Origin of the sequence: Deinococcus marmoris DSM 12784 (assembly GCF_000701405.1) — a bacterium.
Taxonomy (GTDB): Bacteria; Deinococcota; Deinococci; order Deinococcales; family Deinococcaceae; genus Deinococcus; species Deinococcus marmoris.
Map to the genome: position 1 here is coordinate 1 of NZ_JNIV01000059.1, position 14,826 is coordinate 14,826.

At 63.7% G+C, this 14,826-nt stretch carries 11 protein-coding genes; 7 read left to right on the forward strand and 4 right to left on the reverse strand.

Features of this window, described 5'->3' with window-relative positions; genetic code table 11:
- Positions 1-179 precede the first annotated feature (179 nt).
- The 5 genes from Q319_RS27180 (at position 180) to dxs (ending at position 4,967) form a co-directional block, all read left to right on the forward strand.
- Positions 180-533 (forward strand): winged helix-turn-helix domain-containing protein, encoded by a 354-nt coding sequence (locus Q319_RS27180; protein WP_162178657.1) that lies wholly within the window; start codon positions 180-182, stop codon positions 531-533.
- Positions 530-1,096, forward strand: a complete 567-nt coding sequence (locus Q319_RS26285; protein ID WP_245619251.1) for an IS630 family transposase — start codon at positions 530-532, stop codon at positions 1,094-1,096. The genes Q319_RS27180 and Q319_RS26285 overlap by 4 nt, the downstream gene beginning before the upstream one ends.
- 312 nt (positions 1,097-1,408) lie before the next feature.
- Positions 1,409-2,227: an HNH endonuclease gene (locus Q319_RS25605; RefSeq protein ID WP_051655400.1), complete on the forward strand. Its 819-nt coding sequence runs from the start codon at positions 1,409-1,411 to the stop codon at positions 2,225-2,227.
- A gap of 152 nt (positions 2,228-2,379) precedes the next feature.
- Positions 2,380-3,057 carry a hypothetical protein gene (locus Q319_RS0114210; RefSeq protein ID WP_029483145.1) on the forward strand — a complete coding sequence of 226 codons (678 nt, stop codon included), beginning with the start codon at positions 2,380-2,382 and terminating at the stop codon, positions 3,055-3,057.
- A gap of 26 nt (positions 3,058-3,083) precedes the next feature.
- Positions 3,084-4,967, forward strand: coding sequence for a 1-deoxy-D-xylulose-5-phosphate synthase (dxs, locus tag Q319_RS0114215; RefSeq protein WP_029483146.1), 1,884 nt, complete (start codon positions 3,084-3,086; stop codon positions 4,965-4,967).
- Between the two features lie 53 nt (positions 4,968-5,020).
- Here the strand turns inward: dxs and Q319_RS0114220 are convergent, their stop codons facing one another.
- The 3 genes from Q319_RS0114220 to rapZ form a co-directional block, all read right to left on the reverse strand.
- Positions 5,021-6,310, reverse strand: coding sequence for a glutamate-5-semialdehyde dehydrogenase (locus Q319_RS0114220; RefSeq protein WP_029483147.1), 1,290 nt, complete (start codon positions 6,308-6,310; stop codon positions 5,021-5,023).
- Positions 6,311-6,398: 88 nt separating this feature from the next.
- The gene (locus tag Q319_RS0114225) at positions 6,399-7,793 is read right to left on the reverse strand and encodes a uridine diphosphate-N-acetylglucosamine-binding protein YvcK (protein ID WP_081846054.1); all 1,395 of its coding nucleotides are present in this window, start codon (positions 7,791-7,793) and stop codon (positions 6,399-6,401) included.
- A 15-nt stretch (positions 7,794-7,808) separates the two neighbouring features.
- Positions 7,809-8,648, reverse strand: coding sequence for an RNase adapter RapZ (gene rapZ / locus Q319_RS0114230; RefSeq protein WP_029483149.1), 840 nt, complete (start codon positions 8,646-8,648; stop codon positions 7,809-7,811).
- Positions 8,649-8,866: 218 nt separating this feature from the next.
- Here rapZ and Q319_RS25610 point away from each other — a divergent pair, with 218 nt between their 5' ends.
- Positions 8,867-10,114, forward strand: coding sequence for an Ig-like domain-containing protein (locus Q319_RS25610; RefSeq protein WP_051655401.1), 1,248 nt, complete (start codon positions 8,867-8,869; stop codon positions 10,112-10,114).
- Positions 10,115-10,182: 68 nt separating this feature from the next.
- On the opposite strand, the gene metG is transcribed toward Q319_RS25610, so the two are convergent.
- On the reverse strand, positions 10,183-12,207 hold the full coding sequence (gene metG, locus Q319_RS0114240; RefSeq protein WP_029483151.1) for a methionine--tRNA ligase: 2,025 nt from the start codon (positions 12,205-12,207) through the stop codon (positions 10,183-10,185).
- Positions 12,208-12,766: 559 nt separating this feature from the next.
- On the opposite strand from metG, the gene fusA reads away from it, so the two are divergent.
- On the forward strand, positions 12,767-14,782 hold the full coding sequence (gene fusA, locus Q319_RS0114245) for an elongation factor G (protein WP_029483152.1): 2,016 nt from the start codon (positions 12,767-12,769) through the stop codon (positions 14,780-14,782).
- The last annotated feature ends 44 nt before the right edge of the window (positions 14,783-14,826 follow it).

Genomic DNA, 14,826 nt, shown 5'->3' on the forward strand with positions numbered 1-14,826 from the left:
ATACGGACTCCGATTAAATCCTGTAGGCTGTACAGATCAAAAAATTCTTCTCTTCCATCCAACTCCAGCACTCTGCTGACGACTTCTGGAGCATTTTCCGTGCCAGTACTTGCGCCGTCGAGCGGCGTAGAGCGCAATTCTTCGCTTTCCTCGCTGAGGGCAAAACGGAAACTGAACTTTTGGAATTGACCAAGTACTCAGTGTCTGGGGCGCGTAACATTTTGCAGCGGTATCACACCCTCGGCCTGGACGGTTTAGGGGATGGTCGGGCGCACAATCAGGGCGCACCTACGGTCCTGAGTCCAGATGAACAGCAAGCTGTTGCTGTTCATCTGCGACAAGATTTTGACCAAGGCATCGTCTGGGATGGCAAAATGCTCCAGCAATGGATTCGAGAACAGTTCGGCAAAGAGGTCTACCTCAGCCGAACCTATGAATTCATGCGTCTGGCTGGATTTTCGCCACAACGGCCTCGTCCCCGGCACGTCGGAGGCGACGAAGCAGCCAAAGAAGCGTTCAAATCAAAGTCCTGACGGAGCGGCTTCGCGCAGCGGAGCGGCTCCATCCACATGTCTCACTCTGGGCGATGGACGAGCATCGGATCGGCTTACAACCCATCACCCGGCCCGTCTGGACACCGACTGGTCAACCGGCCATCCGGCCCGTTCAGCCCCGTTACGAGTGGCTTTATCTCTACGCCTTCGTCTGTCCTGAAACTGGAGCCAGCCAGTTCTGGTTGATTCCAGAGGTGACAAAACGGGCCTATCAACTCGTCATTGCTGCCTTTGCCACCAGTCTTGGCGCTGGTCCCCATCATCATGTGCTACTCGTTGAAGATGGCGCGGGCTTCCATGTCCCTCCTGCGGAGGGACATCCTCCCGGCATCGAAACCATCACGCTTCCTCCCTATGCTCCAGAGTTGCAACCTGTGGAACGGGTCTGGAATTTGACCGATAAGCCGCTCACTAACTGCTGTTTTGACTCGTTGGATCACCTTCAAGACACGTTGGGTCAGCAGTGCGCTTGGCTTGAAACTCAACCTGACCTCATCACCCAGCACACCCTTTTCCACTGGTGGCCGCTCTGCATGAATTAATCGGAGTCCGTATCAGGCCACGCGGAAACGCCTCTTCCGCAGCGTGATCAACCCGCCCAACCTGACCAAACGGCAAGCCAGATCCCCGACACATCTTCCACACCACTGCTTGCTGTCTGGGAACCCCTTCAATCGGCCCCACCACGACCCACCGCTGATGCCCGTGCTTGCCAGCACTGCGGCAAGCGGGGAAGTCTCTTCGCGCCGCTCAAGCTGAACAACGAGGGGCTGTGCCGCGAGTGTGCCCACAAGGCTCAGGAGGCACTAGGGCGTTTCCGCACGCGCTTTCTGGCAGCCTGTGCGGACGGCGTCATGGAACATCATGAATGGCAGGATTTACAGCAGACTATTTTACGGGAAGAACTGTATGCCAAAGCTGCCCTTGATTTTGTGAGGACCGATGCTGTGCGCCTGATGGAGCGGACACTCACCCTCGCCTATTCGGATGGAATCATCAGTTCGCAGGAGGAAAGTGATTTTGGGGATCTGGCGCGTTTGCTCCGCATCCCGCCGGGCCTGCTGGCCCCCCTCCAAAGCGAACTTGCGGATTTGCGCGCCGCCACCAGCATCCGCGAAGGCCACCTGCCCGCAGTTCAGACGACAGTTCTTCTGGACGCTGGCGAAGTGGCCCACCTGGAAGTTTCTGCCACTTTTCGACATGTCACCGCCACCCGCAGCCGCGACATCGTTGGACGTGTGGTGGTGACCAACCGTCAGATTTATTTCATCGGCAGCGCGGGCGAGGGCGGCTGGAACGTGCAGTACGGCAAAATTCTTCGGATTGAGGAACGCTCGGACGGCGTGAATCTCGAACTGTCGGTCAAGAAGGGCAGCGGCACCTATCACCATGTCACCAAACCCCTGATTCTCAGCGCCACTCTGGACGCTTTAGTGCGGCTGCATAAGCGGCTCTTGCTGATGCCGCAGACTGAACGGGCAAGCCGCAGCATTCCACAGAACGTCAAAATCGCTGTGTGGCAAAGGGATCAGGGGAAATGCGTAGAGTGCGGGGACAACAATTATCTGGAATACGATCATGTGATTCCCCATAGCCTGGGCGGAGCGAGTACCGAGAACAATCTGCAACTGCTGTGTCGGCGCTGCAATTTGCAAAAGAGCAACAAAATCTAACCACCTCGTCCAAATCCATAAACCCACCCTTAGAAACCCCCCCTCCCCGCCCTCCCACACGCCCTCCATCCACCCCATCACCCAAAAGCAGGACGCGTGACTTGCTCTTAACTGACAGAATGCGGTCAATGCATCACGTTACTCTGGGGAATATGCGCCCCACCCTCTTTCTCGCCCTCGTTCCGGCCCTGCTGCTGGGCCTGAGCGCCTGCACGCCCAAGACCAGCGGCCCTGGCCCCACCGTGCAGACCAGCACGCCTGTCAGCACGGTGTCCTTTTATCCCAGTCAGGCCGGGCTGGCGTGGTCCTACCTGCCCGAAGGCGAGCCGACTTCCGCCATGCCCTACGTGCTGCGGGCGCTGGGGCCGAGCATCTACGCCAACCAGACCGTGCAGGCGCTGCAACTGACCGGGCGCGGTGCGGACCAGACGTGGTACCGGACTTTCTCGGCAGACGGCGTCAAGCTGCTGGGCCTCCGCAAACCCGGCGTCAATGTGCGACTGGACCCGCCGTGGCTGGAATACCCGGCGGAAAGCGCCTGGAAGGTGGGCCTGACGTGGCAGGGCGTGAGCAACATCGCCATCAGCGGCGACGACGGCAAGGTGCAGGCGCAGGGCACGCTGAATTACAGCTACACCGTGCAGGAACAGCGGCAGCAGGACACGCCCGCCGGAAAATTCGAGGTCTGGGTGGTCACCCGTCAGGTCAGCGATACGGTGGGCGGCCTGTTTCCAGCCACGCAACAACTGTGGTTCACGCCGTATGTGGGCGAGGTCCGCACACCTGAAGGCTTACTGCTGGTGGGACGCAACTTCAAGGGAGGGCGCTGATGACCGAACTCAAAAAGGCGGATGGAATGGATCTGGGGCACAGGCTCACACCGCTGCTGGACCGGATCGCTGGACCCGATGACCTCAAGAAGCTCTCGCGCGATCAACTGCCCGAACTGAGCCAGGAACTGCGCGACGAGATCGTGCGGGTCTGCTCGGTGGGCGGCCTGCATCTGGCGTCCTCGCTGGGGGCCACCGATCTGGTGGTGGCGCTGCATTACGTGCTGAACAGCCCGCGTGACCGCATTCTCTTTGACGTCGGCCATCAGGCGTACGCCCACAAGATGCTGACCGGACGGCGCGAGCAGATGGCCACCGTCAAGAAGGAAGGCGGCTTGAGCGGCTTCACCAAGGTCAGCGAGTCCGAACACGACGCGATCACCGTGGGTCACGCCAGCACCAGTCTGGCGAACGCGCTGGGCATGGCGATGGCGCGCGACGCGCTGGGGCAGGATTACAAGGTGGCCGCCGTCATCGGGGACGGTTCGCTGACCGGCGGCATGGCGCTGGCCGCCCTGAACACCATCGGGGACCTGCGCCGCAAGATGCTGATCGTCCTGAACGACAACGAGATGAGCATTTCCGAGAATGTGGGTGCAATCAACAAGTTCATGCGCGGCCTGCAAGTGCAAAAATGGTTTCAGGAGGGCGAGGGGGCCGGGAAAAAGGCCGTGCAGTCCCTGAGCAAGCCGCTGGCCGATTTCATGAGCCGCGCCAAGAGCAGCACCCGCCACTTCTTCGACCCGGCCAGCGTCAACCCCTTCGCCATGATGGGCGTGCGCTATGTCGGCCCGGTGGACGGCCACAACGTTCAGGAACTGGTGTGGCTGATGGAACGGCTGGTCGATCTGGACGGCCCCACGATCCTGCATGTGGTCACGCGCAAGGGCAAGGGCCTGAGCTACGCCGAGGCGGACCCGATCTACTGGCACGGCCCCGGAAAATTTGACCCGGACACCGGGGATTTCAAGGCCAGCAACGCCTACTCGTGGAGCGCTGCATTCGGCGATGCCGTGACCGAACTGGCAAAGGTTGACCCGCGTACCTTCGTGATCACCCCCGCCATGCGTGAGGGCAGCGGGCTGGTGGGCTACAGCAAGGCGCACCCGCACCGCTATCTGGACGTGGGCATCGCCGAGGACGTGGCCGTGACCACCGCCGCCGGGATGGCGTTGCAGGGTCTGCGGCCCATCGTGGCGATCTATTCCACATTCCTGCAACGCGCCTACGATCAGGTGCTGCATGACGTGGCGATTGAAAATCTGAATGTCACCTTCGCCATTGACCGTGCCGGGATCGTGGGGGCGGACGGCTCGACGCACAACGGTGTGTTCGATCTGAGCTACCTCCGCAGCATTCCAAATGTGCGGATTGGGCTGCCCAAAGACGCGAACGAGTTGCGCGGCATGTTGAAATACGCGCAGGAACACGGCGGCCCGTTTGCCATCCGTTACCCGCGCGGCAACACCGCCAGGGTGCCGGAAGGAACGTGGCCCGAATTGGAATGGGGAACCTGGGAGCGCGTCAAGGACGGCTCGGACGCCGTGATCCTGGCGGGCGGCAAGGCGCTGGAATACGCGCAGGCGGCGGCAGGCGATTTACCGGGTGTCGGTGTGGTGAACGCCCGCTTCGTCAAGCCGCTGGACCTGAACATGCTGCGCGAACTGGCCGGAAGCGCCCGCACGATCATCACGGTGGAGGACAATACGCTGGTGGGCGGCTTCGGCAGCGCCGTGCTGGAGGCCCTGAACAGCATGGGCCTCATGGTTCCGGTGCGGATGCTGGGCATTCCCGACGAGTTTCAGGACCACGCCACCACCGAGAGCGTCCACGCCCGCGCCGGAATCGACGCGCAGGCGATCCGTACCGTGCTGGCCGAGCTTGGGGTGGATGTACCGCTGGGCGTCTGAAGCGATCAACGAGAAGGGGAAGCAGTTTCGACTCTGCTTCCCCTTCTCCTGATCTAGTCCCTGATCTGCCCTTCCCCCACCACCACCCATTTCGTCGTGGTCAGTTCCCGGAGGCCCATCGGCCCGCGTGCGTGCAGCTTCTGTGTGCTGATGGCAACTTCCGCACCCAGCCCCAGTTGCCCGCCGTCATTGAAACGGGGGCTGGCATTGACGATCACGGCGGCGCTGTCCACATCCTGAATAAAGCGGGTGATCTGGGCGTCGTCGCGCGTCAGGATCACGTCGGTGTGGTTGCCATGCGTGGCGATGAAATCCAGCGCTTCCTCCAGACCAGCCACGACTTTGAGGCTGGCGGTCAGGGCCAGGAATTCAGTGCCGTAATCGGCGTCGTCGGCAGGTGTCACAACAATGCCCGCGTCCTGCAACGCGCCCCACGCCTCGGCGTCGGCGCGCACTTCCACGCCATTTTCCAACAATGCGCGGGTAATCTGGGGCAACGCAGGCAGGGCGTCACGGTCAATCAGCAGCGTGTCCAACGCATTGCAGGCGCTGGGTTTCTGAACCTTGGCATTCACGACGATCTCGGCAGCCCGCTGAACGTCCTGCGGATCACGGGTGAAGCTGGCGTCCAAGTAGATATGCACCACGCCGATACCGCCCACGATCACGGGGACAGTGGCATTCTCCACGCAGTAACGGTGCAGCCCGGCCCCGCCGCGCGGGATGATGGCGTCCACCAGATCGTCCAGGCGCAGCAGTTCGCGCATGCGCTCGCGGGCCGGATCGTGGATGACCTGCACGGCGTCGGCGGGGAGATTCTGGGCCTCCAGAGCCGCGCGAATCGCTCCCTCCAGCGCCGCGTTGCTGTGGACCGTTTCCTTGCCGCCGCGCAGAATGACCGCATTGCCGCTCATCAGGGCCAGCGCCGCCACGTCCACCGTCACGTTGGGGCGCGATTCGTAAATGACGCCCAGCACGCCCAGCGGCACGCGCCTCTGCGAGACCTGAATGCCGCTGGGCTGGGTCTGCGCCCCCGTGGTCTCCCCCACCGGATCGGGCAGGCGCGAGACGGCCTCCACGTCGGCGGCCACCGTTCTCAGCGCGGCGGCGTCCAGGCGCAGGCGGGCGATCATGTGTTCGGGCAGACCCGCTTCCTGCGCGGCCAGCACGTCCTGGGCGTTGGCCCGCACGATTCCGTCTTCACGGGCACGCAGCTCGGCGGCGATGGCCCGCAGCGCCTCTACCTTGCGCGCCGTGGGCAGGGAACGCAGCACCCGGCCCGCCGCTTTTGCCCGCACGCCCATCTCGCGGATCCCCGTTGCCGTGTCTTGCAGCGCTGTCATGCCGCCCAGCGTAACAGGCAGTGAGGGGCGGGGGACGGGCGGCCTCTAGTCCAGCGCCGCCTCCAGTGGAGGGCGGTCTGTGGTCTGGCTAGTTCTGGAGGCGGCGCGGGGCCTGGGTCAACAGGGCCTGGGCCAGCGCCACCGGATCATGGCGGGCCTGACCAGGTTGCAGCAGGGGCAGGACGATGGCGCAGCCGCTCAGGTCACGGCTGGCCCCCTCCAGGCTCAGCAGGTGTGCGCCCGCCTCTGCGTAGCGCTGCACGACTTCTGGCGGCAGCGAGGCGCTGTTGACCAGCACGCAATCGGGGGTGCGCCCCAGGTGGCAGGTGATGGCGCGCACATGGTCTTCCAGACTCAGGCCGTCGGTCTCGCCGGGTTCGGTCATCAGGCTGGACACGTAGATCAGCGGGGCCGCCGACTCGCGCACGGCGCGGGCGATCCCCGGCACCAGCAACGCGGGGATGATGCTGGTGAACAGGCTGCCCGGCCCCAGCACCAGTTGGTCGGCGTCGCCGATGGCGTCCAGCACGGGGGGCAATGCAGGCAGGTCCGGCGGATCGAGGCTGACCTGCCGGATGCGGGAGTGGCCCACCGACAGGGCAAACTGGCTCTCACCCCGGATCACGCCGCCGTCTTCCAGATGGGCCACCAGGGTGGCGGGGGCCGTGGTGGCCGGGAAGACCTGCCCGCGAATCCGCAGCACCTCGTGGATGTCCTTCATGGCCACGGCCAGCCCGCCCTCCTCCTCGCTGAGGGTGGCCAGCATCAGATTTCCGAAGGTGTGGCCCTGGATGCCGTCGCCGCGCGTGAAGCGGTGCAGCAGCAGCCGCGCCATGACCGGGCTGTCGCTGAGGGCGGCGTAACAGTCCACCAGGTCACCGGGGGCAATCATGTCCAGCGACTCGCGCAGCCGCCCGCTGCTGCCGCCGTCGTCGGAAACGGTCACGACAGCGGTGGTGTGTGCGGTGTAGGGGCGCAGGCCGCTCAGGAGGTTGGACAGGCCCGTGCCGCCGCCCACCGCCACGATCCGGGGACCGCGTGACAGATTGCGCCGCTCGTAGATCAGGTCCAGCGCCGTGCCGGGAGCTGTACCCATGCCGCGCAGAATGGAACGGTTGAGCATGGCGATGCTGAAAAACGCTCCAATCAGCGCCAGGGCCATAACCGCCATGCCAGTGATGTGCAGCGGGACCAGCTCAGGACTGGCCAGGGCATTGAGGTACAGAATCCAGCGGGTGGCGACGAAGTGCAGCGGTCCGGTCCAGGTGAAGTGGAGGAAGCCCACCGCCCCGACCAGCGTGCAGACCATGAACAGGGTCAGCCAGCGCTTGACGCCCATGCCCGGCGCGAGCCACACGCGGGCGCGGCGGCGGGCGTACTGCCCACCCCGCACCGCTCGACGCCGCACGGCACTGGCCCGGCCCGGAGTGGCTGGAGACCGCTTACCCAGCCGTTGGTCGTCGAGCAGGGGCGGATCGCTCATCGCCGCCTCCCCATCTCAGTCCGCCTCCAGCTTCATGTCGCGGTGATCGGCCACCTCCACATTCAGGTCTTTCAGATCACCCGCGAGACGGTCCGTCACGGCCACGGCGCGGTGCTGCCCGCCCGTGCAGCCGATGCCCACCGTGTATCCATGCCGCCCGCTGGCCTTCGCCCGCTCGGCGGCGGTGCGGACGAAACCGCGCAACTCGGCGTAGAAGTTCTGGGCATCGTCGTTCTGGAACACGTAGTCGGCCACGTCCTTTTCCAGGCCCGTGCGGGGGCGCAGGGCCAGATCGTAGAAGGGGTTGGGCAGGGTCCGCACGTCCAGCACCAGATCCACGTCGCGCGGCGGCGAGTGCTTGAAGCCGAAGGACACCAGCCGCAGGTGGAAATCGCGCTCCAGGCGGTACAAGCTCAGCACCCGCTCGGACAATTCCTTGGCACTCAGATCAGTGGTGTCGATCACCGTATCGGCAATCGAGCGCAGCGGCGCGAGCAGTTCGCGTTCGCGGGCAAAGTCCACCATCAGGGTGTCGCCCAGCGGGTGTTCGCGGCGGGTCAGGTTGTAGCGCTTGAGCAGCACGTCCGCAGTGGCCTCTAAAAACAGCACCCGCAGGTCCTCACGGCGGCGCGACAGCCGCAGGTAGCTGGATTCCAGCGCCCCCAGGAAGTCGCGGGTACGCGCGTCGGTGCTGATGGCCACCCGTTTCAGGCCGCGCGCGTCGGCCAGATCGTGCATGGCCCCCCACAGCTCGGGCGGCAGGTTGTCGGTGGTAAAGAAGCCCGCGTCCTCCAGCGTGCGCAGAACCGTACTCTTGCCACTGCCCGACAATCCCGAAACCACGATAAACGGCATACGGTCCAGTCTACTCGGCTCGCCGTGAACTTCGGGCGTGAACGGTTCGGCAGGGCATTCAGCAGGACGCATGGTGGGCTGGCGATCACGGTGCGAGTTCACGGTGGTCACGGTTGATCATGGTCCGGTCACGGTGTGTTTTTTAAGGTGGGGTCATGCGAAGGAGATGCATCTGGCCAGCGGTTGGCCGGGCTTCCCGCGCCCAGGAGGAGAACACCATGAAACCACTGAATATTGCCCTGCTGCTGACCACCGCCCTGAGCCTCGCCGCCTGCGGAGGTGGGGGAGGAACGCCAGCCGGAGACACCACCGCGCCCACGGTCAGCCTGACGGCGTCCCCCAATCCGGTGATGGCGGCTGGAGCCGTGGGCCTGACAGCGGCGGCCACCGATGATGTCGGCGTGACCCAGGTGGTGTTCTACCGGGGCGCAGCCGAGATCAGCACCGACACCACCGTACCCTACGAGGCCAGCGACAACGTGACGGCAGCCGACAACGGCACCGTGCAGTACCGCGCTGTCGCCCGTGACGCCGCCGGAAACACCAGGGAGGCCACCAGCGACGTGACCGTCAGTATCGGGGCACCCACCGACGTCACTGCGCCCAGCATCGTGTCCATCACGCCGGCCAGCGGGGCCACCGGCGTGCCCAAGAACGCCAACATCACGGTGACCTTCAGCGAGAAGATGAACCAGGCGGCCACTCAGGCGGCTTACCAGTCTACCGATCTGCCTGCCGCTGGAGTCGTCTTTAGCTGGAATCCGGCAGGCACGGTCATGACCATCAATCCCAATGCAGACATGCTCTATACCGCCGCCGGCAAGACCTACGCCTTCAGCCTGACCACCACTGCCACCGACATGGCAGGCAACGCCCTTCCCGCCACCAACAGCAGCTTCAAAACCTTTAAGCAGATCACCACCACGATTAACAGCACGGCGACGCTGGACGGGCGAGTGCGCTCGGACGGAGAGGTAGTGACCAACGACGACTCTCTGTATATCGGCGACAGCGCCTCGGTTGGAAATGCCACTTACCGCAGCTATCTGAGCTTCGATCTGACTGGCCTGCCAGCCGCCCTGACCAGCGCCAACATTCTGGCCGCGAACCTGACCGTCAACCAGTATGTGGTGGCTGGCAATCCGTATACCGACCTGGATGTGGGGGCCAGCGACCTGATTCTGGATCATGTGAATTACGGCACCTCACTGACCGCCGTCGACTTCGATCCCACGGTGTACAGCAACCAGGGCGACATCATCAGCAGCCTCACTCTCGGCAACTACACCAAGTCTGTCCTGAGTGCCCTCAAGGATGACCGCACCAACAGCCGTGTCCGCTCGCAGTACCGCCTGCGCTTCGCCAAGCTGACCGACGGGGACGGCAACGCCGACATCGCTTACCTGAGATCGGGCGACAGCGCCACCAACAAGCCCACCCTGGAAATCACCTACCTGATTCCGTAAGCATCCATCCAGAACCAAAGCTGCCAGAGGCTCACTCGCTTCTGGCAGCTTCTTATTTTGCCCGTGCCTCAGCGAACCTTCGTCCCACTCGGCAAATCCAGCCCCAGGCCCACCAGATCAAGGTTACCCGCGTCGTCCTCGGCAGCCAGGATCATGCCCTGGGATTCGATGCCGCGTAACTTGGCAGGCTTCAGGTTCGCCACCAGAATCACCTTGCGGCCCACCAGGGCTTCCGGCTCATACCACTTGCGAATCCCGCTGACCACCGTGCGCGTTTCCTCGCCCATTTTCACCGTCAGCTTGAGCAGCTTATCGGCCTTCGCCACCGCCTCGCAGGCGATCACCTCGGCCACGCGCAGGTCGATGCGGGCGAAGTCGTCGATGGAAATCAGGGCCTCGGTTTCGGCGGGGGTAGCACTGGCGACGGGCGGGATAGGTTCGGCAACCTGGGTCACGACTTTCTTCTCCTTCTGCACGGGCTTCTGGGGCTTGGCTGGCTTTTCTGTCGCACCTTCCTTTGCTTCCTGCTCCGGCTTGGACAGTTCTGGTTTTGGAAAGAGAATCGGCCCCCCCGGCACGCGGGTTCCGGCTGGAATCAGGCCCCAGGCCCCGGCCAGAGCGTAGGTCTGGGTGCCCAGGCCCAGTTGCGCCCGCAACTCGCGGGCCTTGCCGGGAATCACCGCTTCCAGACACACGGAGGCGACGCGCAGGCCCTCGGCAGCGGTGTACAGCACGGTATCCAGACGGCGGGCCGTGTCTTCGGACTTCGCCAGGTTCCACGGTGCACTCTCAGCGATGTAGCGGTTCAGATCGCGCACGAAGTTCATGGCCGCCTCAATGGCCATATTGATCTTGAGGTCATCCACGAGGGCCAGAATCTGACCCGGCAGGGCCAGCGCCGCCGCCTCAATCTCGCGTTCGCGCTCGTTTGGTTCGTGCGCGGCGGGCAGCACGCCACCTCTGTATTTATGGATCATGCTGACCGTGCGGGACAGCAGATTGCCCAGGTCGTTGGCCAGATCGCTGTTCAGGCGCGACACCAGAATGCCCTCGCCGTAGGGACTGTCTGCGCCCAGCGACGCCTCGCGCAACAGGGTGTAGCGGATGGCGTCCACCGGGAAGTCATTCACCAGTTGCTGCGGGTTAATGGCGTTGCCCAGACTTTTGCCCATCTTGCGCCCATCCTCGGCCAGGATGTGGCTGTGGACCACCAGCTTGCGGTACAGCGGATAACCCGCCGCCTTCAGCATGGTGGGCCAGAAGACCGCGTGCGGCTTGAGGATGTCCTTGCCGATGACGTGCCACGCCAGACCGCTGACCGTCGCCGGGTCACGTCCGCCCGCCACGAAAGGGGTCAGATATGACAGCAGCGCGTCAAACCACACGTAGGTGACGTGATCGGCGTCCCAGGGCAACTCAATGCCCCACGGCACGCGGCTTTTCGGGCGGCTGATGCTCAGGGGGCCGATTGGCTCGGAGAGCATTTCCAGCACCTCGTTGCGGTATCCGGCGGGTTGAATGAGCGTCGGGTTGGTCTTGAGGGTGTCCAGTAGCCAGTCCTGATACTTCTCCATCTTGAAGAAGTAATTGGCCTCGCGCCGCAGTTCGGGCGGCTGGGGGTCACCGGGGTAGCGGCGCACGCCGTCCGGCCCCTCCACCAGTTCCTTGTCGGTCACGTAGCGTTCCGCGCCCACCGAGTACAGCCCCTCATACTCGGCGAAGTAGATATCCCCGGCGTCGTACACGCGCTGCAAGACGCCCTGCACGAACTTCTTGTGCTTGGTGTCGGTGGTGCGGATAAAGGCGTCGTAGCTGATTTCCAGCCGATCCCACAGTCCCCGGAAGGCGCGGTCACTCAGGTCATCTACCAGTTCCTGTGGCGTGACACCGGCCTTGGCGGCGGCCTTGCTGATCTTCTCGCCGTGTTCGTCGGTGCCCATCACGAAGGTCACGTCGCGCCCCGAGAGGCGCTGATAGCGCGCGATGGCGTCGCCCAGAATCTTCTCATAGACGTGGCCGATGTGCGGCTCGCCGTTGGCGTAATCAATGGCGGTGGTGATGATGAATTCGTTGCTCTGTTTGGTGTCGGTCATGGTTTGCCTTCCTTTCCACCCGGCACTTTGAGGGTGCAGCGCCCTGATGAGAGGCGGGGCGGACAACCTGCACAGGATACGGAAAAAATGGCCAGAAAAAACGGGGGCGGGGTGCATCCCGTTGAAGAGTTACACCCCGCCTGAAAACCCCCTGTTTTGACTGAACACAGCCGCTCAGGGGCGCGGGGGCATTCGCATCATCCCGGTCTGGGGGAAAGTGATGGTCATGGTGAAAGTTTAGCTCGGGTGTGGGTTGGGGGAAATATGGGAAATGGCAGAGGGGTTGTGGGATTGCCCTGCCCGCTTAACCCCTCCGGCCCTGCGGGCCACCTCCCCTTAGAAGGGAGGCAAGAGGATTGCGTGTGGCACGATATTCCACGCTCCTTGGCTCCCTTTTGAGGGGAGCTGGCTGCGAAGCAGACTGAGGGGTTTCTTTTGGCTTCAGCCTGAGCGCTTGCCATCTAACCGTTGTAAACTGCACCCACCAAAACCCAAGTCCGCGCCGGAAGCCGTTCGCCCCGCCCCCTCTTTTTGACTAAAAAGGATCGGTGGTCCAAGAATGCCCGTTCGTATTGTGAGTCTCGCCGCGCACAGCGGCGCTGGGAAAACCACGCTCTGCGAAGCCCTGCTGCACCACAGTGGGGCCATTTCACGTCCTGGCAAGGTGGAGGACGGCACCACCCACAGCGATCACACCGACGCCGAGAAGGCGCACGGCTTTTCCATCACCACTGGCGTCGTGCGCCTGAAACACGGCGGCACCGATATCACGGTGCTGGACACCCCTGGTTACGCCGATTTCGTGCGCGAGATTCGCGGGGGCATTCGCGCATCCGACGCCACGCTGATGGTGGTCAGCGGCGTGAGCGGCGTGGAGGTGGGCACCGAGCGCGTGTGGGCCACCGCAGACCGCTTCAACATGCCTCGCCTGATCGCCGTGAACAAGATGGACCGGGAGCGGGCCAACTTTTCCGCCGTGCTGGCCGATCTGCGCTCCAGCCTGCCGGGCAATGTCGCGCCGCTGTTCCTGCCGATGGGCGAGGGGCCAGAATTTCGGGGCGTGGTCAACGTGTTAACGGGCGAGGCGAGCGACGGGCAGGACGTGCCTTCCGATATGCGCTCGGTGTTGAAGGAAGCGCGGGATAGCCTGACCGACGCGATCATTGAGTCCGACGACGCGCTGATGGAACGCTTTCTGGAGGGCGAGAAGATCGGCGTGGATGACCTGCACGCCGCCTTCTTAAAGGCCGTTCACGCCGGGACGCTGTATCCGGTGATTCCGGTCAGTGCCACGACTGGCATCGGCATTCCGCAACTGCTGGATTTGCTGGTGTCGGGTCTGCGTAGTGCCCGCGAACGTGGCCCCACCATCGGGCAGGACGGCCAGAACCGCGAACCGCTGCCCGACGCGCCGTTCAGCGCACGCGTGTGGCGCGTCAGCATTGATCCCTTCGTGGGCAAGCTGGCGTATATCCGGGTCTACAGCGGCACCCTCAAACCCGGCGACACCGTAGTCAATACCTCGCGTGACCATACCGAGCTGAAGCCTGCCCACCTCTATCTGATCAACGGCAAGGAGTTGACCGAGGTGCCGGAGCTAAGTGCTGGAATGATCGGCGTGCTGACCAAACTGACCGACTTGCACGCCGGGGACACGCTGGCCGATCCAGCCCACCCGATCCAGTACGACGCGCTATGGCTGCCCGATCCGGCGCATACGGTGGCCCTGCACCCCGCCACACGTCAGGATGAGGACAAGCTAGGCGCGGCGCTGACCCGGCTGATGGAAGAAGACCCCACGCTGCACTTCCGGCGTGACCCGCAGACCGGGGAGCAACTGCTGAGCGGCATGGGCGACATGCACCTGACCATTGCCGCCGAGAAACTGGCCGCGCAGGGCGTGACCGTCACCACCACCACGCCGCAAATCGCATACCGCGAGACCATCCACGCCGCCGCCGAGGCGCAGGGCAAACACAAGAAACAGAGCGGCGGCCACGGGCAATACGGCGACTGCACCATTCGCATTGAACCCGGCGAGGATTTTGAATTCAGGAGTGCGGTGGTGGGCGGCGCGATTCCCGGCAAGTACATTCCCAGCATAGAGAAGGGCGTGCAGGAGGCCATGATCAAGGGCAGTCTGGCGGGCTACCCGATGCAAGACGTGCGCGTGACCGTGCTGGACGGCAGTTACCACGATGTGGACAGTTCGGACATTGCCTTTCGCATGGCGGGCGGTCAGGCCCTCAAGAACGCGCTGGAAAACGCCCGGCCCGGTCTGCTGGAACCCGCCGTGCTGCTGAAGGTTCGCGCGCCTGCCTCGTTCACGGGTGACCTGATTAGCGACCTACAAACGCGCCGCGCCCGCGTGCAGGGCATGGACACGGGCGGCACGGTCATCACCATCAGCGCCGTGGTGCCGCAGGCGGAATTGCAGAACTACAGCGCCGATCTGCGTTCCCTGACTGGGGACCGGGGGGCCTTTTCTGTCAAGCCGCACGGTTATCAGGACGTGCCGGATCATCTGGCGAAGAAAATTATTGAGGAGCGGCGAGCGGAGGTGGCGGCAGGCTGAAGCTTTGCGCCTTCCGGCTGAGAGAATTTGGCAAGAAATGGCAG

Bases quoted from the DNA above. Each gene is read 5' to 3' on its own strand.
- Q319_RS25605 (WP_051655400.1), top strand. From the start codon at position 1,409: ATGGAACATCATGAATGGCAGGATTTACAGCAGACTATTTTACGGGAA.
- Q319_RS0114210 (WP_029483145.1), top strand. From the start codon at position 2,380: ATGCGCCCCACCCTCTTTCTCGCCCTCGTTCCGGCCCTGCTGCTGGGC.
- dxs (WP_029483146.1), top strand. From the start codon at position 3,084: ATGGATCTGGGGCACAGGCTCACACCGCTGCTGGACCGGATCGCTGGA.
- Q319_RS0114220 (WP_029483147.1), bottom strand. From the start codon at position 6,310: ATGACAGCGCTGCAAGACACGGCAACGGGGATCCGCGAGATGGGCGTG.
- Q319_RS0114225 (WP_081846054.1), bottom strand. From the start codon at position 7,793: ATGAGCGATCCGCCCCTGCTCGACGACCAACGGCTGGGTAAGCGGTCT.
- rapZ (WP_029483149.1), bottom strand. From the start codon at position 8,648: ATGCCGTTTATCGTGGTTTCGGGATTGTCGGGCAGTGGCAAGAGTACG.
- Q319_RS25610 (WP_051655401.1), top strand. From the start codon at position 8,867: ATGAAACCACTGAATATTGCCCTGCTGCTGACCACCGCCCTGAGCCTC.
- metG (WP_029483151.1), bottom strand. From the start codon at position 12,207: ATGACCGACACCAAACAGAGCAACGAATTCATCATCACCACCGCCATT.
- fusA (WP_029483152.1), top strand. From the start codon at position 12,767: ATGCCCGTTCGTATTGTGAGTCTCGCCGCGCACAGCGGCGCTGGGAAA.